The organism is Acinetobacter sp. KAM396 (assembly GCF_021602765.1).
GTDB classification, from domain to species: Bacteria; Pseudomonadota; Gammaproteobacteria; order Pseudomonadales; family Moraxellaceae; genus Acinetobacter; species Acinetobacter towneri_A.
Map to the genome: position 1 here is coordinate 26808 of NZ_BPPH01000012.1, position 17767 is coordinate 44574.

The 17767-nt window shown below is 42.9% G+C and carries 19 protein-coding genes, 2 tRNA genes and 1 pseudogene; 12 read left to right on the forward strand and 10 right to left on the reverse strand.

Translation table 11 applies throughout. The features are described from left to right. Positions 1-340: 340 nt before the first annotated feature. The 3 genes from ompR (at position 341) to L6C30_RS08085 (ending at position 4569) form a co-directional block, all read left to right on the forward strand. Entirely contained in the window at positions 341-1105 is a 765-nt protein-coding gene (gene ompR, locus L6C30_RS08075; RefSeq protein WP_004974415.1) for a two-component system response regulator OmpR, read from the forward strand. Between the two features lie 171 nt (positions 1106-1276). Next, positions 1277-2737: an ATP-binding protein gene (locus tag L6C30_RS08080; RefSeq protein ID WP_236162829.1), complete on the forward strand. Its 1461-nt coding sequence runs from the start codon at positions 1277-1279 to the stop codon at positions 2735-2737. Between the two features lie 308 nt (positions 2738-3045). Then, complete coding sequence (locus L6C30_RS08085) at positions 3046-4569, forward strand: acetyl-CoA hydrolase/transferase family protein (RefSeq protein WP_019838222.1); 1524 nt, start codon at positions 3046-3048, stop codon at positions 4567-4569. A gap of 107 nt (positions 4570-4676) precedes the next feature. On the opposite strand, the gene L6C30_RS08090 is transcribed toward L6C30_RS08085, so the two are convergent. The 5 genes from L6C30_RS08090 to L6C30_RS08110 all read right to left on the reverse strand — a co-directional run bounded on the left by L6C30_RS08090 (position 4677) and on the right by L6C30_RS08110 (position 6872). Then, positions 4677-5072 (reverse strand): hypothetical protein, encoded by a 396-nt coding sequence (locus L6C30_RS08090; protein ID WP_236162830.1) that lies wholly within the window; start codon positions 5070-5072, stop codon positions 4677-4679. 98 nt (positions 5073-5170) lie between these two features. Continuing rightward, positions 5171-5905 (reverse strand): class I SAM-dependent methyltransferase, encoded by a 735-nt coding sequence (locus tag L6C30_RS08095; RefSeq protein WP_019838224.1) that lies wholly within the window; start codon positions 5903-5905, stop codon positions 5171-5173. A gap of 164 nt (positions 5906-6069) precedes the next feature. Then, positions 6070-6145: transfer RNA gene (locus L6C30_RS08100), tRNA-Phe, on the reverse strand. A 134-nt stretch (positions 6146-6279) separates the two neighbouring features. Then, positions 6280-6355, reverse strand: a tRNA-Phe gene (locus tag L6C30_RS08105). 139 nt (positions 6356-6494) lie between these two features. Then, the gene (locus L6C30_RS08110) at positions 6495-6872 is read right to left on the reverse strand and encodes a GNAT family N-acetyltransferase (RefSeq protein WP_019838225.1); all 378 of its coding nucleotides are present in this window, start codon (positions 6870-6872) and stop codon (positions 6495-6497) included. Between the two features lie 97 nt (positions 6873-6969). Here L6C30_RS08110 and hisB point away from each other — a divergent pair, with 97 nt between their 5' ends. The 6 genes from hisB to L6C30_RS08140 all read left to right on the forward strand — a co-directional run bounded on the left by hisB (position 6970) and on the right by L6C30_RS08140 (position 11529). Further along, entirely contained in the window at positions 6970-7563 is a 594-nt protein-coding gene (hisB, locus tag L6C30_RS08115; RefSeq protein WP_019838226.1) for an imidazoleglycerol-phosphate dehydratase HisB, read from the forward strand. Then, positions 7563-8180, forward strand: a complete 618-nt coding sequence (gene hisH, locus L6C30_RS08120; RefSeq protein WP_070153599.1) for an imidazole glycerol phosphate synthase subunit HisH — start codon at positions 7563-7565, stop codon at positions 8178-8180. Before hisB ends, hisH begins: the two co-directional genes overlap by 1 nt. 246 nt (positions 8181-8426) lie before the next feature. Further along, positions 8427-8897: a DUF805 domain-containing protein gene (locus tag L6C30_RS08125; RefSeq protein WP_236162831.1), complete on the forward strand. Its 471-nt coding sequence runs from the start codon at positions 8427-8429 to the stop codon at positions 8895-8897. A 168-nt stretch (positions 8898-9065) separates the two neighbouring features. Further along, positions 9066-9743, forward strand: a complete 678-nt coding sequence (locus tag L6C30_RS08130; RefSeq protein ID WP_236162832.1) for a 3'-5' exonuclease — start codon at positions 9066-9068, stop codon at positions 9741-9743. A gap of 67 nt (positions 9744-9810) precedes the next feature. Then, entirely contained in the window at positions 9811-10542 is a 732-nt protein-coding gene (hisA, locus tag L6C30_RS08135) for a 1-(5-phosphoribosyl)-5-[(5-phosphoribosylamino)methylideneamino]imidazole-4-carboxamide isomerase (protein ID WP_019838229.1), read from the forward strand. Positions 10543-10641: 99 nt separating this feature from the next. Next, entirely contained in the window at positions 10642-11529 is an 888-nt protein-coding gene (locus L6C30_RS08140) for an EamA family transporter (protein ID WP_019838230.1), read from the forward strand. Between the two features lie 57 nt (positions 11530-11586). On the opposite strand, the gene L6C30_RS08145 is transcribed toward L6C30_RS08140, so the two are convergent. The 3 genes from L6C30_RS08145 to L6C30_RS08155 are packed head-to-tail and all read right to left on the reverse strand — an operon-like array spanning position 11587 to position 13624. Continuing rightward, a complete protein-coding gene (locus L6C30_RS08145) occupies positions 11587-11991 on the reverse strand; it encodes a hypothetical protein (RefSeq protein WP_019838231.1) in 405 nt (134 codons plus the stop codon). Between the two features lie 40 nt (positions 11992-12031). Then, positions 12032-12661, reverse strand: coding sequence for a DUF1294 domain-containing protein (locus L6C30_RS08150; protein WP_019838232.1), 630 nt, complete (start codon positions 12659-12661; stop codon positions 12032-12034). 12 nt (positions 12662-12673) lie between these two features. Beyond that, entirely contained in the window at positions 12674-13624 is a 951-nt protein-coding gene (locus tag L6C30_RS08155) for a homoserine kinase (protein ID WP_236162833.1), read from the reverse strand. A 113-nt stretch (positions 13625-13737) separates the two neighbouring features. On the opposite strand from L6C30_RS08155, the gene hisF reads away from it, so the two are divergent. After that, positions 13738-14496, forward strand: coding sequence for an imidazole glycerol phosphate synthase subunit HisF (gene hisF / locus L6C30_RS08160; RefSeq protein ID WP_019838234.1), 759 nt, complete (start codon positions 13738-13740; stop codon positions 14494-14496). Positions 14497-14712: 216 nt separating this feature from the next. Next, positions 14713-15298 (forward strand): annotated as a pseudogene (gene aqpZ / locus L6C30_RS08165) (aquaporin Z). 108 nt (positions 15299-15406) lie between these two features. Here aqpZ and L6C30_RS08170 read toward each other — a convergent pair. Continuing rightward, positions 15407-15652, reverse strand: a complete 246-nt coding sequence (locus L6C30_RS08170) for a hypothetical protein (RefSeq protein WP_236162834.1) — start codon at positions 15650-15652, stop codon at positions 15407-15409. Positions 15653-15701: 49 nt separating this feature from the next. Further along, complete coding sequence (locus L6C30_RS08175; protein ID WP_236162835.1) at positions 15702-16778, reverse strand: DNA/RNA non-specific endonuclease; 1077 nt, start codon at positions 16776-16778, stop codon at positions 15702-15704. A 343-nt stretch (positions 16779-17121) separates the two neighbouring features. Here L6C30_RS08175 and L6C30_RS08180 point away from each other — a divergent pair, with 343 nt between their 5' ends. Continuing rightward, positions 17122-17724, forward strand: coding sequence for a hypothetical protein (locus tag L6C30_RS08180; protein WP_019838238.1), 603 nt, complete (start codon positions 17122-17124; stop codon positions 17722-17724). Positions 17725-17767: the final 43 nt, after the last annotated feature.

Below are 17767 nucleotides of genomic sequence, written 5' to 3' on the forward strand. Positions count from 1 at the left end.
GATCCTACAAGGATAAGTACTAAAAGCCATGATTATAAAGACCAAGACTATAAAATCCACAATTGTTTTATGAATTTTATAAATGGTGGTGTTTTGGCGATTTTTGCCAATTCGGCAAAATTTTATAAATCTAAATAAAATTCAGGCTGATGTTAGACTTAAACGGGCAAATATGTCAGTTTTTAACAGGGGAATGCTGTATATATTTGGTATCTATGTCTTGATTTTATCTGCAATATTTGTTGCTTTAGAGCATATGCAAAAGATACCAATGAATCGTATACTCAAAGCCAACTCAACTTTTTGTTTACGACGACAATAAAGAATAAAGGAGCACATCATGAGTTTAGTTGTACCTGCTGAAAAAACAGATACCGTACACAGCGAAACTGACCGCGTTGAACGCATTCTCGTTGTGGATGATGATGTGCGTTTACGTACCCTGTTACAACGTTTCTTGGAAGATAAGGGCTTTGTGGTTAAAACTGCCCACGATGCAACGCAAATGGATCGTTTGTTACAGCGTGAACTGTTTTCTTTAATCGTGTTGGATTTTATGCTACCTGTAGAAGATGGTTTAAGTATTTGCCGTCGTTTACGTCAATCTAACATCGACACGCCAATTATTATGCTCACGGCTCGCGGTAGTGACTCTGACCGTATTGCAGGACTTGAGGCAGGTGCAGATGATTATTTACCAAAACCATTTAATCCAAACGAGCTGTTAGCACGTATTCGTGCCGTATTACGTCGTCAAGTGAGAGAAGTACCGGGCGCACCAAGTCAGCAAATGGAAGTGGTCGGTTTTGGCCCATGGTCACTCGATTTATCGACCCGCACTTTAACCCGTGAAGGTCAGGTCGTGACCCTAACTACAGGTGAGTTTGCAGTACTCAAAGCGTTGGTACAACATCCTCGTGAGCCTTTAACCCGTGACAAGTTAATGAATTTAGCGCGTGGTCGTGAATGGGGTGCGATGGAACGTTCGATTGATGTTCAGGTGTCACGTTTACGTCGTTTAATTGAAGAAAACCCTGCCCGTGCACGATATATTCAAACGGTTTGGGGTGTAGGTTATGTATTTGTTCCAGATGGTGCGGAATAAGTTGAAAATGATGTGAGGCTTTAGCCTCACATCTTCATGCAATGATCAACATTTATGCGCACACCGATCATTGCGCAATGATTTAAAGAACACACATTCTAATAACAAGTATATTTATCATAAAATTTCACTCACCAAATTCGCTTTACAACCTCTGCCACAGGACAAGATGTGAAACTCGAACCCATCGACCCACAAGAATTTACCGACTATGTGGCGTATTCTGAAAAGAAACGTACCCGTTGGGAGCGTTTTTTAGACAAAATCAAACCACGCTCTGCAGCCATGCGTACCACGGTACTGGTGGTGTTTGTAGTGCTGTTTAGTCTGTTTATGTCGTTGTGGTTCTTTTGGCGCACCTTGTATTTACCTGAAATTCAACAACACGCCCGCTATTTAGCGGTTGAACTGGAAATTTTAAACAATCCAGATTTGCGCATTTTTCATAATGAAGCCGAAGTTGATGTAGATGCTTGGCTAAAAAATCGAGTCGGCATTGAATATGTGACCGATCCACGTGAGTTTCCCAATGTACGGGAAAAAGTCATTGCCGAATTTTTTACCCGACAAATTGAAAAAAAACTGGCAACTGAATTAAAAATGCAGGACGTCACTGTATATTTTCAGTTTAAGCCCAGCCCTCGTATTTGGATTCAAACCCCAGAAATGAATGGCAACTGGGTACGTGAACCCCTCAAAACTTATGCCAACTACAGCCCTGAATTGGTGTTTGGCTGGCTTTTGGGGATTCCGCTTTTGGCTGCAGCCATTATTTTGACCTTGGTACGTCAGTTGAACCGACCTTTGCGTCGTCTGCAAAATGCTGCCAACAGCTACAGTAAAACAGGCAAAGCACCCTATTTGGAAACCAATCACGGCCCGCAGGAAATTCGCGAGGTCAACCAAGCCTTTAACCAGATGATTTATACCTTGGAACAGACTGAACGTGATCGTCGGATCATGCTGGCGGGTATTTCTCATGACCTGCGCACGCCACTGACACGAATTCGTTTAAGTGCCGAAATGATGCCCGATGAAGACTTTTTAAAAGAGGGCTTAATTTACGATGTAGAAGATATGGATGCGATTTTGAATCAATTCATTTCTTATATGCGTGATGGTTCCGATGAAGAATTACAAGAAACTGATTTAAATGTGTTGTTGCAGGAACTGATTATTCAGTTTAAACCTTTGGATATACGCTATACTGCACAGGAATTACCTCTAATTCAGGCACGTAGTTTGTCACTAAAACGTCTGATTGGTAACTTAATTAACAACTCCAAACGCTATGGGGCAGAACCAATTGAACTTTCAGCAGAAGTGCTAGAGGATCAGATTCGGATTTGTGTTGCTGACAATGGTACAGGAATTCCTGAAGACCAGATTGCCGATTTAATGCAGCCGTTTGTACGTGGCAATGAAGCCCGCACCGTACAAGGCAGTGGCTTAGGCTTGGCAATTGTGAAACGTATTGTCGATATTCATCAAGGCGAGTTGACCATTCAAAATCGTGAACACGGGGGTCTAGAGGCCATTATAACCCTGCCACTACAAGCTGAAATTGTGGAAGAAAAAAGTAATATTGGCACGCTAGAAAAAATCAAACAAAGTTTGAGTGAACATTTCTAAACGGCTGATTCATTTGATCTCCATCTGGCTTGCTTTACACCAATTTCAGGCCAACAGCAAATCAGATGGATGACCAAAGCAAAAATTTCAGATGGTGCATATCAAAATTGTATAAAAATATATCAAATATATTTTTTCATTTACCGATTAGTATAAAAATAAAATATTAAATTCAATAAATTATGTATCATTTAGTATTTTTATATGCGCATTTAGGCAGAAAATTAGACCTTAGCCTAATACCTATGCAAAATACTTTTTTTGATCGGTACAATCGGTATCAGTCAAGTATTTTATGAGAGTTCGCCATGTCTTTAGATCGCATCCGTTTAGCCTCCCTCCACGACAAAGTAATCAGCGCAGAACAAGCTGCTGAATTCGTTCAAGATGGTATGACCGTAGGTATGAGTGGCTTTACTCGTGCGGGTGAAGCAAAAGCTGTTCCACTTGCATTGGTGGCACGCGCTAAAACCAATCCTTTAAAAATTGACTTAATTACGGGTGCAAGTCTTGGTAACGATTTAGACAAGCAATTGACAGAAGCAGGTGTTTTGGCTCGTCGTATGCCGTTCCAAGTAGACAACACGTTGCGTAAAGCAATTAACCAAGGTCAAGTGATGTTCATTGACCAGCACTTGTCTGAAACCGTTGAGCAAATGCGTAACAATACGCTTAAACGCCCAGACATCGCGATTGTTGAAGCAGTAGCGATTACTGAAGACAGCTTAATCATTCCAACAACTTCTGTAGGTAACTCTGCAAGCTTTGTTGAATATGCAGATAAAGTCATTATCGAAATCAACACGACTGTAAGCACAGAATTTGAAGGTCTACACGATATTTATATTCCTGAAGCGCGTCCAACACGTGGTCCAGTACCATTAACTCACGTTGACCAACGTATTGGTACAAAAGGTATTCAGTTAGACCCTGCAAAAGTTGTGGGGATTGTATTTAACGATACCTTACTTGACTCTCCATCTAACGTGACCGATCCAGATGACGAAACTCAAGCAATTGCAGATCACTTGATTGCATTCTTTGAAAATGAAGTTGCACAAGGTCGTTTACCGAAAAACCTAGCGCCATTACAAGCAGGCATCGGTTCAATTGCAAACGCTGTATTAACAGGATTCAAACACTCTAACTTTGAAGACTTGGTGATGTACTCAGAAGTACTCCAAGACTGTACGTTTGAATTGATTGATGCGGGCAAAATGAAATTCGCTTCTGGCTGTTCAATGACCTTGTCTGAAAAATGTGGCGATCGCGTATTTGGCAATCTTGCACACTACAAAGACAAATTCATTTTACGTCCACAAGAAATTTCTAACTTCCCTGAATTAGTCCGTCGTTTAGGCATCATTGGCATTAACACTGCACTTGAGTTTGATATTTACGGTAACGTGAACTCAACCCACGTATGTGGTACCAAAATGATGAACGGTATTGGTGGTTCAGGTGACTTCGCACGTAACGCACACTTGGCGATTTTCGTGACTAAATCAATTGCGAAAGGCGGTGACATTTCATCTATCGTTCCAATGGCTGCGCACGTAGACCATAACGAACACGACGTTGACATCTTAGTTACTGAGCAAGGTTTAGCAGACTTACGCGGTCTTGCACCACGTGAACGCGCTCGTGCGATTATCGACAACTGTGTACACCCAATGTACCGCAATGCCTTGAACGATTACTTCGAGCGTGCATGTGCAAAAGGTGGTCACACTCCTCACCTACTTCGTGAAGCATTGTCTTGGCATGCAAACTTCGAAGAACATGGTCACATGTTGACACCTGCACAACAAGAATCTGCGCAACCAGCGTAATTCATGTGCAATAAAAAACGCCCTGATTTTTCAGGGCGTTTTTTTATGTCTTAAGTTTTTACGTCTCATAAATTATCACAACGTCATTTGTGACAACGCACTCGACTTTACTCAAATGCCAAAGCTTTAAATTCATCTATAAAATGCTGTCCTAACTGACGCAAACCATCCACACTGAGTGTGGTTTCAATCACACCTAAAGACACGACATCACGTTGAATTTGTAGCACGGTTTGACCTTGCGGGTTGATATAAAAACGAGAACCTAAAGCTGCAAAGTTATTTGCCAAATCTGCGGCTTGTTCAGCTCGAACCTGGTTCACGAGGTCTTGTACAGTAAAACGGTATTGATCTTGCACCAAATTCAGGGTATTGGATTGCCCATATTCAGCACTTAATGCACGGTCATCTAAGACCTGTAAAGGCTTATCAAGATTGGCAAAAGCAGTCACAGGAAGGCACAGCACAAGGCTGAATAAAACAGCAGGAAAAAATTTAGACATAGAACACCTCACACATTACGCCATTACACGTGTGGAGAAATATCCTTTTTCACCCAAGCCTTATTTTAATCTCAAAGCAATTTCGAAATAGTGATTTTTTATACCAAACAACCTAAACGCAGCAAAATTGGAAACCGAATTTCCAAATCTTGAACAGATTGCTGCTGCAACAATTGTTGTAATTCAAGCAAAGGCGTCTCTGTATGCTGCTTTAAATAATGCTGCAGTCCCGACCAGGTGTTTAAATAATTCAGCAATTGTGTTGCCGGCCAGCGATATTTTAGGGAAAGTTCAGGTGTCACGATTTCTTTAAATGGGAAAGGAATCGTGCGATATAAATCATCAATATAACGGCGCTCAGCATCCCAATAACCTTTTAAGGTCTGAAAATACAAGCGTTGAATTGCTGCATTCACCCCAGGGTCTACAACTTGAATCAGCCCATAGCCCACCGCAGCGAATACTCCACGCGGTTTTAACACCCGATGCACTTCGGCGTAAAAGGCTTCAAAATCAAACCAGTGAATCGCTTGCGCAACGGTAATCAAATCCACACTTGCATCTGCCAATCCACTGTCTTGCGCCAAACAAGCGCGATAACGCACATTCGCCCAGTGTGGGGCTTGATCCAACTGTGCCCGACTTAAATCTGTGGCTAAAATCTGTTGAAAATGTGGTGCTAATAACTGGGTAAACTGCCCTGAACCTGCACCGCAGTCCCATGCCAAACCGCGCTCGGGTACGTGCTGTAAAATCGTATCGACAATTGCAGTGGAATATTGCGGACGTGCCTGACGATATAAATCGCTACCCCGCGAAAACAAATCTTTCATGCTGCATTCCCTGACCAGGAGTCCTTTATTCTAATCCACTTTTTTGACAGGGATCGTGGACGTTAGATGAAGATACCAAGCGGCTTTGAGTACAAGGCTTGGTTTTAGACATAAAAAATTTGGAGCATAAAAAAACCTCAAACAGTGTTTGAGGCTTTTGAATATGGTGGCGAGACCCAGGATCGAACTGGGGACACACGGATTTTCAATCCGTTGCTCTACCGACTGAGCTATCACGCCAATGCCCTGTATTAAGCCGTATCTCGGCTGAATAGTCAATAAAAATCATCACTTTTTTATTTGATCGCATAAACTTTATGCAAAAAAAATCCCTGATGGGATCAGGGATTGAAAACGTTTAACCGTTTAGAATATGGTGGCGAGACCCAGGATCGAACTGGGGACACACGGATTTTCAATCCGTTGCTCTACCGACTGAGCTATCACGCCAATGACGCGTATTAAACAGTTTCAGCTGTAAGACGTCAATAGTCTTTTTCGCTTTTCAGTGCAAATGTTTACTTTTACAGCAACCCCTGCATAAATTGGATGAAAAACCACCTGATATTATAGGCTTAGTGCCTATGACTCACAATTTACCCAAATGTGCTAAACAACGATGAATTGCGCCACAGCCTGGCTGAAAATGCTGCACACCTTTGGCTTCTTCCATACGGCACACTTCACTTACCAAACGATCTGCCACACCTCGACCTCGGTTTGCAGGATGCACCACAATATATTCAAGCGTACGATGCTCATCTTGCCCTGTGCACCAAATCGCACCAATCACTTTAGTATTAAATTCTGCCGTGTAAAGTAGGGTATACTGAGCCAAGTTCTGCTCAAGTTGGCTTACCGCATCTTGCCCATCACCAAATTCAGGGCTGGTATCATACAGTCGCTCAAGCTGGCTGCGCACTTCGGTATTTTCCAGTGAAGTATAGGCATGTACGGTAATAGGCATTGATTAACCCTCCTGAGCAATCTAATATGCTGAGACTTCGTCACAGCGAAAACATTTTACATCAATCATTTTTGACGTTTTTTTGAGGAACGTGTCTATGACCCAACGTATCAGTGAAGTGGTGAGGAATACCAACGAAACTAAAATTCGAGTTCGTGTGAATCTGGACGGTACGGGTCAAGGCACACTCAACACTGGAGTTCCATTTTTAGACCATATGATTGATCAAATCAAGCGACACGGTTTGTTTGATATTGATATTCATTGTGATGGCGACTTGGAAATTGATGATCACCACACTGTGGAAGACTGCGGTATCACGCTTGGTCAAGCTTTTGCGCAAGCTTTGGGCGATAAAAAAGGTTTACGACGCTACGGTCACTTTTATGCACCGCTTGATGAATCTTTAAGCCGCGTGATTGTGGATTTATCGGGCCGTCCGGGGTTATTTATGGATATCCCATTTACCCGTGCGCGTATTGGTACTTTTGATGTGGATTTATTCTCAGAATTCTTCCAAGGCTTTGTCAACCATGCATTAATGACACTGCACATCGACAACCTCAAAGGTAAAAACAGCCACCACCAAATTGAAAGCGTATTTAAAGCATTTGCACGTGCTTTACGCATGGCATGTGAAGTCGATCTGCGTGCTGAAAATACAGTGGCATCAACCAAAGGAACACTCTAATGACCCGAATTGCCCTTCTTGACTATGGCATGGGAAATTTACACTCTGCAGCGAAAGCTTTAGAACATGTGGGTGCAACGGTAGATGTGACCAATGACCCAAAACTGATTGCACAAGCCGATAAAATTGTGTTTCCAGGTGTGGGTGCCATGCGTGACTGTATGCAAGGCATGCATGAAGCTGGCATTGATGACGTGGTACGCAATGCGGTCTTTAATAAACCTGTATTGGCAATTTGCGTAGGCATGCAGGCGCTGATGCAACATTCAGAAGAAAATGGCGGTGCCGATGCACTGGGTATTTTTGCTGGCACAGTCAAACGCTTTCCTGAAGTAGCAGGTTTGAAAGTGCCACACATGGGCTGGAATCAGGTACACCAACGTGACCCGAACCACCCTATGTGGAACAACATTGAACAAGATGCACGTTTTTACTTCGTGCATAGTTTTTATGTCGAACCACAAGATGAAAAAATCGTGGCTGCGACCTGTGATTACGGTTTAACGTTCTGTACGGCTCTGCATCAAGACAACTTATTTGCGACACAGTTCCATCCAGAAAAAAGTCACACTGTGGGTTTACAGTTACTAAAAAACTTCGTGGAATGGAACATCTGATCTTCAAGATGATCCTCCCTTTAAAGCCGAGTTAATCTCGGCTTTATTTATGCGTGAATGTTTTTCACTGTTATTGCACACTGATTTGTGTTTAAAATTAAAGCGTTTTATACCTTTTTATTCAAAATAAACTGAGGGGCTGTCGATAATTGGTCTATGTTTGCGATGTGAGAAAAATATCTCACAAGATTTTTCGCAAATATATGCTGTGCGACAGAAAATTCAAAAAATCTAGGAATTACAACAATGAGTCAATATGTACAAGATTCTGCACTCAGTGCAGCGGGGCGTTTTGGTCGATTATCATTTTTAGCGTGGAACTGTTTGCTCAGCTTGGGGCTTGCAGTACTGATTGCAATTATTGCCGTTGTTGCACCTAATTTATTGCTAGAGCTCAGCTCTGGCTCTATGGGCATCGGCATGATCTTGCTCGTGGTCATTTATATCGTTGTGTTCTATTTTAGCTTTATTTTCACCATCCGCCGCTTGCATGACCGTAATCATACTGGCTGGTTGTCTTTGCTGATTTTGGTGCCTTTGGTGAATATTATTTTGGGTTTATATTTGGTATTTGCACCTGGCGATGATCGTCAAAATAGCTATGGTGCGGTACGTGAAACTGCAGGTTGGGAAAAAGTACTGGCTTGGATTTTTATTGTGCTGATGATTTTAGCGATTATTGGCAGCTTCTCGGCAGGCGTATTCAGCAACCTCTAAGCAAAAATATTCCGCTTGATTGATCTTTCAAAATAGCCCATCTGTTGGGCTATTTTTTCAGGATATTCACGTCAATCTTTGTCTTACACAGTATTTTCAATGTTTAGACTTTGCCAAATTTTGCAAAACACTTTAGGCTAAAACCGCCTCCTTACCGCTTTGAATGTTATGGATCTCACTCGCTTGCGAACCCTGCCTAGCCCTGATGAAATTCGGCAATTGCCACTGTTTGAAAATATTGCCCGTCAAAATATTGTTCTGATTCAAAATCTAGAACAATGTCGAGCGATTGAAACTGAATTGAAAACCGCAGCTGTCTTGGGTTTCGATTCTGAATCCAAACCGACGTTTAATGTAGGTGAAGTTTCTACAGGCCCGCATTTAATTCAGCTTGCAACCTTGGAAAAAGCGTATTTATTTCAGCTCAATGATGAAATTTGGCAATTTTTGCAGCCAATTTTTGCCAATCGGGATCAAATTAAAGTGGGGTTTGGATTGAAAAATGATGCCCATTTATTTCGTAAAAAAGGCATACAACTGAATAGCGTGATTGAATTATCTAAGTGTTTTGGCAGTTTTGGTTTTAAAAGTCCGCTTGGGCTTAAAAATGCCATGGCCTTATTATTTCACGTTCATTTCCCTAAAAGCCGAAGTATTAGCACCTCAAACTGGGCACGCAAACAGCTCAGTGAAGCACAAATTGCCTATGCTGCTGCCGATGCCTACGCGCCTGTGTTGATATTTGAAGAATTGGGGCGTTTGGGTCTATTGCCCGAGCATATTCCCAACAGTTCACTCAAATTGCGGATTCGCCCATCTAAAACAAAACCTGCAACAGATGCTTAGAGATTTAACAATACTTTGTTAAGATGCATAAATTGAATTCAATAAGTTTTTGGCAAGGAGCGGAAGCATGCTGATCATCCCTGCAATTGACCTGAAAGATGGCAAATGTGTTCGTTTAAAACAAGGTCGTATGGAAGATGATACTGTATTTTCTGACGATCCAGTGGCAACAGCACAACACTGGGTAAATGAAGGCGCGCGTCGCTTGCATTTAGTCGATTTAAACGGCGCTTTCGCAGGTACGCCAATTCATAAACCTGTGGTTGAAGCGATTGCAAAATCACAACCCGATCTCCCAATTCAAATTGGTGGCGGCATTCGTTCACTCGAAACCATTGAACACTATTTAGATGCAGGCGTATCGTTCGTGATTATTGGCACCAAAGCCGTACAAGATCCTACTTTTGTAGAAGAAGCCTGCAAGAAATTCGCAGGACACATCATTGTCGGCATTGACGCCATGAATGGCATGGTGGCTACCGATGGCTGGGCCAACGTCACAGACGTGAAAGCAACAGATTTAGCCAAGCGTTTTGCTGATGCAGGTGTATCTAGCATTGTTTATACCGATATTGCCCGTGATGGCATGATGCAAGGTGTGAACGTAGAACAAACTGTGAACTTGGCACAATATTCAGGCTTACCTGTGATTGCTTCTGGCGGTGTAACCAATTTAGATGACGTACGCAATCTAAAAGGTCAGCCTGGCATTTTAGGTGCGATTACAGGTCGTGCAATTTACGAAGGCACCTTAAGCCTGCGTGAAGCACAGTTGCTTTTAGATGAGCAATCTTTGTAATTCTGCCGCGTATTTTAAAGAGGTCTGCGGACCTCTTTTTTATTTTACTCATCTTAAGTTTTTTCATCTCCTACAAATTATATGTCTCAGCTTTCACCAATGCTTCGCAGCAAAGCCCCGCAACTGGCGCTCATTTTGATTACTTTAATTTGGGGTGCAACCTTCATTACCGTGCAATACGGTTTGAATTTCAGCAGTCCCGTACTGTTTGTAGGCTTACGTTTTGCCGCAGCCACTTTGGCTGTGGGATTAATTTCATGGCGAAGCCTACGTGGTTTTAGCCTAGATGAACTTTATGCAGGTTTTGCTATAGGCGCAGTCATTGCGCTAGGTTATGCCACTCAAACCATTGGGCTACAAAGTATCAGCAGTAGCGAATCGGCCTTTTTAACCGCACTGTATGTTCCGCTCGTACCGCTGTTGCTGTGGTTATGCTTTGGTCAACGTCCGCATATCATGACATGGTTGGGTGCTATTTTGGCATTTGTAGGTTTGGTCTTTTTAACGGGCAATGGCTTAGGCGCAATTCAGTTAAATTTTGGACAAGCCATTACTTTAATCGGTTCAATTGCGATTGCCTTTGAAATTATTTTAATTGGCTATTTTGCTAATCGGGTCAATTTAAAGCGCGTGACTCTCATCCAACTAGGTTGTGCATCGTTATTGTGTTTTGCGATTGCGCCACTAGTTGGAGAAACTCAATTGCCCGAATTTCAGTGGTCACTCCTTGCTGTGTTGCTTGGCTTAGGCATTGCCAGTGCCGTGATTCAATTGGTGATGAACTGGGCACAACGACAAGTCGACCCTGCGCAAGCGGCTATTATTTATGCAGGTGAACCTGTTTGGGCAGCATTGATTGGACGTTTGGCAGGCGAGCGCTTAGCCGTTTTGGCGTTGTTCGGGGGACTACTGGTGGTTTTAGGGGTGCTGGTCAGCGAATGGCGACCAAAATTTTTAAAACGAAACACATCATCTAAAAAAAGCTGAATAAACAGCATTTCGGTGAGATGCTCAAAACATCTTAAAAGACCAACGAACGTGGATTTAATGATACATCGGTAAATTGTCATTCACACGAATTAAACCGCGTATAGCACGGTAAACCATCCATAACCATGAAATAGCAACTACTGCGATACAGAAAAGTGTCGCAGCCAAAGTCATACTGGCAAAGCTTTGCGCATCTGGACTAAAGAACACCAAAAAGAAAGGCACGAATGCCACAATATTCCAAAACAGATACCACCAGAAGCTGCGAATTTGCCAAGTAAAATGACTGGCAAAAATTGAACCTTGTACATCACTACGTTTTAAATAGTTGATGATCAAGGCAATAACGGCCAATATCCCCGCAGAAAAAATCGCCACGATATACAGCACATATAAAATCATGGTCAATAAGCGATGTGGGTCTTGATCTACTGAATATGAATGCTCTGCGTCTGACATAATGCACCTGATAAGCCTGTTACTGGAACTATAGTTCCAATTAGATATTAAGCTGATTCAGCGGAGAAACTAACCATAAAATCAGCAAGATATTTAACCCAATCGTACAAAAATAAATCTTACGAAAGGGTTGTTTTTGTGTTTTATGGCGTAATTTTTGTTGTGCTAACCATGCTGCAGGCCAGCCCCCTAAAAAAGCCACAATATGCAAGTTATTTTCAGGAATACGACGCCCGCCCTGCTGTGCAGCTTCTTTATCTTGTGCATACAACCAATAACTCAGCGCATTCATCAAACTGATGAATAATAACAATATACCGCTGAGCAATCCCAACAGCGTCAGCAAAGCCAAAGCAACAATATAAGCCACACACACTATTTGCATTGGCTGCATTTTTTGCGTGCTGTTGGATGTTTTTGCACTCATAGCAGCTGCCTTTGCTGCTTTGGTCTGTGAAGCTTTTAAATACACCGCTTGATGCGCTCGGTAACGTCCACGCTCATCCACAGTTACGGTGTATTCCAAGGCACAGCCCACAATGGGACGTGGCCCTTGTCGAGCAAAGTCCTTAATGTGTAAAAACACGCGATCTTTTTGAGGGTCATTCGGCTGAATAAACCCATAACCCTGCTCATCAAACCATTCGACTAAACGTCCTTGATCACGCATGTGCTATATCCCTCAAGCCGTCACAAACTTTAAGCGTTCAATAAGCATATTCCGCATTTCATCTGGATTTTTTTGCAAAATATCTGCCCCTGTCCGCCCTTCTGCCGCATTTTTAGAAGCCACCTGCAAACGCATTAACCAAAAACGTCCTGCCGCCATTGCCAGATACAGCTCCAGACAGGCTTTTTCATCTTCGGTTAAAGGACGCACCGTTTCGTAGGCATTTAAAAATGCAATCGCCTTGCTTTCATTTAAGCTGAGCTCTGGAAAATCGGTACAAAAATCATTCAGGGTGATTGCAATATCAAACAGCAATTCATCTTGATTTAATTCATAAAAATCTAAAATGCCCTGCAACTGCTCCTCTACGAACAAGCTATTGTCACGAAATAAATCTGAATGAATAAAACCTTTAGGACGCTGCGGATAGACTGCGGTTAAAGCCTCATACAAGCCCAATAGTTTCGATAATAAAGCTTGATCTGCCACATGCATGCTTGGTTTTAATTGGCGGGCAACTCCTGCCCAATAAGCATGATCACGTACATGATCGCGCTGCAAAGGGAAATTTTGTAACGCCACATGCATTTTGGCTTGTGCAATTGCAATCGCTTCCACTTGTGCCACTGTTGTCAGTGTCGGATGCTGCCCAATTAAACGTGGTGCAATTTGTGCAGGTTTATCTTTTAAACGATGAATGGCTTGTCCTGAGTGTGACAAGGGCACTGCCACAGGCAAGCCCGCTTGCCCTAAATGCTGTAATACAGGAATGAGCTCGCCTGCCGCTTGCTGATCTAATTCTTCAAAAATGGTCAGCACGTAGTCGTTTTGATTGTCGCAACGCAAAAAATAATTGGTGTTTTGAATCCCGCCTTGAATGGGAATCAGCTCGACCACCTCCAATCCATATGGTGCTGCAAAAACCTGAACTTCCTTTAAAGTCAAAGGAGTATAAACCGACATAGAAAACCTGCGAAAAACCTGAGCTAAGTTTGATAGAATACCCGCTCCATCTGCCAAGGTGTAGCGCTTGTGTGGGTGAGTTTCATAATCGGCTGTAATAATTGGAAAAATTTATGCTAGCGAAACGTATTATTCCTTGCCTAGACGTAGATAATGGTCGCGTGGTCAAGGGCGTGCAATTCCTTGATATTCGTGATGCGGGCGACCCTGTCGAAGTGGCGCGTCGTTATAATGAACAAGGTGCCGATGAAATCACCTTTTTAGACATTACCGCTACCCATCATGGCCGTGATACGACCTATCGTACCGTAGAGCGTATGGCAGAAACTGTGTTCGTACCGCTCACCGTGGGGGGTGGCGTGCGTAAGGTTGAAGACATCCGCCTATTGCTGAACGCAGGTGCAGACAAGGTCAGTATTAACTCGGCAGCAGTCTTTAACCCTGAATTTGTGCAAGAAGCCTCACAGCGTTTTGGCGCGCAATGTATTGTGGTTGCTATTGATGCAAAAAAAACGGGCGATAACAAATGGGAAATTTTCACTCACGGTGGCCGTAAACCAACGGGTATTGATGCGCTTGAATGGGCAGTGAAAATGGCTGACTATGGCGCAGGTGAGCTCTTGATCACTTCAATGGATGCCGATGGTACCCAAGCAGGCTATGACTTGGCGCTCATGCGTGCCATCAATGACCGTGTCACCGTACCGACGATTGCATCTGGCGGTGTGGGCAATTTACAGCACTTGGCAGATGGTATTTTAAAAGGCGGCGCCGATGCGGTACTGGCTGCCTCAATTTTCCACTTTGGTCAGCACACTATTCCAGAAGCCAAACAATATTTGGCAGCGCAAGGTATTGAAATGCGTTTGTAATTTTTAAAAAACAAAACTGTTTTTGACTTTAATTTTAAGTTTCAAAAGTGTAATCCTCGGATTACACTTTTTTTATTTAGGCGCAAAACAGGCAAAAAAAAGAGTCCGAATACCTCTACTGTCCCATATTTCGCTTTAAGAACCCCTTGTGTTCCTTTGATCGTTGTGGGTAGTGCGGTATTGGCTACAACTTTTCCTGAATTAGGTATTGGTTTTGTGGGTGTATGCCTTGCGTTCGGTCTGACCGTATTAACTGCAGCCTATGCACTTGGGCACATTTCCGGTGGACACTTTAACCCTGCGGTCAGTATTGGTTTATGGGCAGGCGGTCGTTTTGAAGCCAAAGAACTGGCGCCTTATATTATTTCACAAATTATTGGTGCAACGCTAGCGGCATTGGTGCTGTATCTGATTGTTCAAGGTCAAGCAGGCTTTGCAGGTACAGGTGGTTTCGCAACCAACGGCTATGGAGATTTATCTCCTGGTAAATACGCACTTAGCTCAGTTTTAATGATTGAAGTTGTACTCACTGCAGGTTTCTTGATGATTATTATGGGTGCAACTGACAAACGTGCGCCTGCAGGTTTTGCCCCCAATTGCAATTGGTTTGGCACTGACCTTAATCCACCTGATCAGTATTCCTGTGACCAATACATCTGTTAACCCTGCACGTAGTACAGGTGTAGCCTTCTTTGCAGAAACTGCAGCACTGAGCCAGCTTTGGGCTTTCTGGGTCGCTCCAATTGTCGGTGCGGTGATTGGTGCGGTGTTGTATCGAGCTATGGCTAAAACTGAAGACTAATTCAAAACTTTGCATTTGAATGATTCAAAATAAAAAGCCCGCGCTGTAAAGTGGCGGGCTTTTTTATATCTTGCTGCTTGGAAGCTCAATCCGTTTAAATTTTATCCATCACAAGAATGGATTTTCAATTTCACCCGCTTCAGGACGATCTAACTTCAGAGGCAAATTGGGGGTCTGTTCTAAAGTCGCAACCACTTCATTTAAAAATGCCTGCAGTGCTTTAGCTGCTTGTAAACCTGCCTGATCTTTGCTGATTTGCAAATTGCCATACACATTGATGCAATCTAGATCATTTTCTAAGGTTAAGTCATGAATCGCATGTGATTCATTCCCATTTTGAAACGGTTTAAACATTAAATTCACCCTAGAATGAAGGTTGCAATATCCATCTTCTTAACTTAGTTTAAGATCTCAACAACTGTAAAATATATTGCAATAAAGCTTCAATCAACTGCTTCACAATTGCATCTTGAGTATCTGCATCAATACTGGCGCCCGATGCTGGACTACTACCCGAGCGTTTAAATTCGTTTTGTAAAGCTTGTAATTGCTCGGCAGATACATCTTCCGCACACTGACTTTCTGCATCCCAATGCGAATAAGCAATAGGTATATTGGCTTTTACAGCATTGGCAGTCAACGGCAATTTATAGGTATTACGCTTTTCTTCTTCAGTTAATTGTGGGAATAAATTGATGCCTAACTGTTCTTCTAAATAGCAGACACTCACCACTTGCACCTGCAGCGAATCATTATTGGGCGCGTAATAAGCCCCTATCGCGCCTGTTTTAGGCATATACACGGCTTTATACACCGCAGTCGGCACAATAACCCCTTGGCCAATGGTTTTTAGACGTTTGGCATTAAAACTTGGCCCCGTAATCACGTACACATCTTGCTTTTGTTTGGTCACCACCGCACGCGTAGCTTCTTCAAGTTCACGCCAAACCTGCTGATTATTTTTAGGGGATTGCGGAACCATATTTGCCAAAGAAAAACTGTCAAACTGGGCTGCCAAGTTGGTCATGTCAGCATTCGGAGCCATGTGTCCACGGTCATAACCCGAACCACGATAATCCTGCAAAGTTGCACGATGCTCGGATTTGACGCGCGGTTCTTCGTGAAAGTTTTCTTCACGCGGAATCCGTTGGCTCAAACGTGCAGGTGTTAAAACTTCTGCCACCCATAATGGGGTTTTGGATACCCCTGAGTACATCACATTAAAGTCATTAAAACACAGCGGATAGCTGTTTTTTTGCAGGCTATTTTTCAGCAAATAGGGCGGCGTTTCCCGATAAAACTGAGTTAAGCAAGCACTATTACCTGTGCTCGGGACCAGTGAAGTCCACTGACTAATTTTTTCTTGACCAAAAGCAATCACAAAACTGCCAGTTGCTACTACACCAAGCAGCACCTTCAAACTGTTTTGATTGAAAATTTGAGTCCAAATATTGGTGGAATTGCGCCGTTTTCTTGCCATAACCGTTACTGTGACTTCGCTCTAAATCCGCAGAGTTTGCCCGAGCTTAACAATCCACTCACAGCTTGTATATGAAGCATCTTTTGTTCGCCTAACAATTATACAAAACCCGCGCTATAACACCACAAAAGCCACACACAACCTGAGTTTTAAGCACTTTTGACATCAGTCTAGATTAGGTTTAGTAGGTTTGATTGCATCCCTTTCAGCGAATCTGCCAAGCTAAATACACCTTTAAGGCATCGTCCAGCGACACCTAAGCACATTACGATGCTCAAGCTAGGTGTGATTGACGATTTAAATTGGTTTTAACTTTATCTTGCGAGTTTTGATGGAGAAATACATGCGTTTTCATCTTTGTGCTTGTGCTTTGGTCAGCAGCATCAGCATTTCTGCCTTTGCCGAACCACCCATTCAGGCAGGTGATACATTGGAAAGCTTATCTAAGGTAAAAATAAGCACCACGATTAATGGACAAACAGGGTCACTACAAGAATTAATTGCCAATGATCAAATACGGATTGTATCGAGTGCAGATGCAAACTTAACAAGTCCAATAGAAAATATGGCGCAACAACCTGCAAACCAAATTTCTGCTGAACAAGCTAATCGGGCTCAAAACCATGTACCAGTGACCATGCCTGCTAGAACTGAATCTGAACTTCAACACGCAGCGCAGGCTGAGCAGATGAACGAACAACACATACCAGCCCCTTCTGCTCCCTTATTGTCATCTTCAGCCGATTTACCTGTGAATGCTGGCGATGATGTAGATGTCACCGCAGAAGCGCTCAATGCTGCACCACCAAGCCCTGCTGCACCTGAAGAGTCAACAGTCAATCTGCCCACGACTAAGCAGCTTGAAACCACAGCACCTGCCGCACAGGACGCAGATTTAAAAGACAATGACTTAAATCATCTGCAGCTAAATGATACTGAACAATAGGATCAATTTAAGACTAAGCTTGAGTTAAAAATAAAAAACCAGC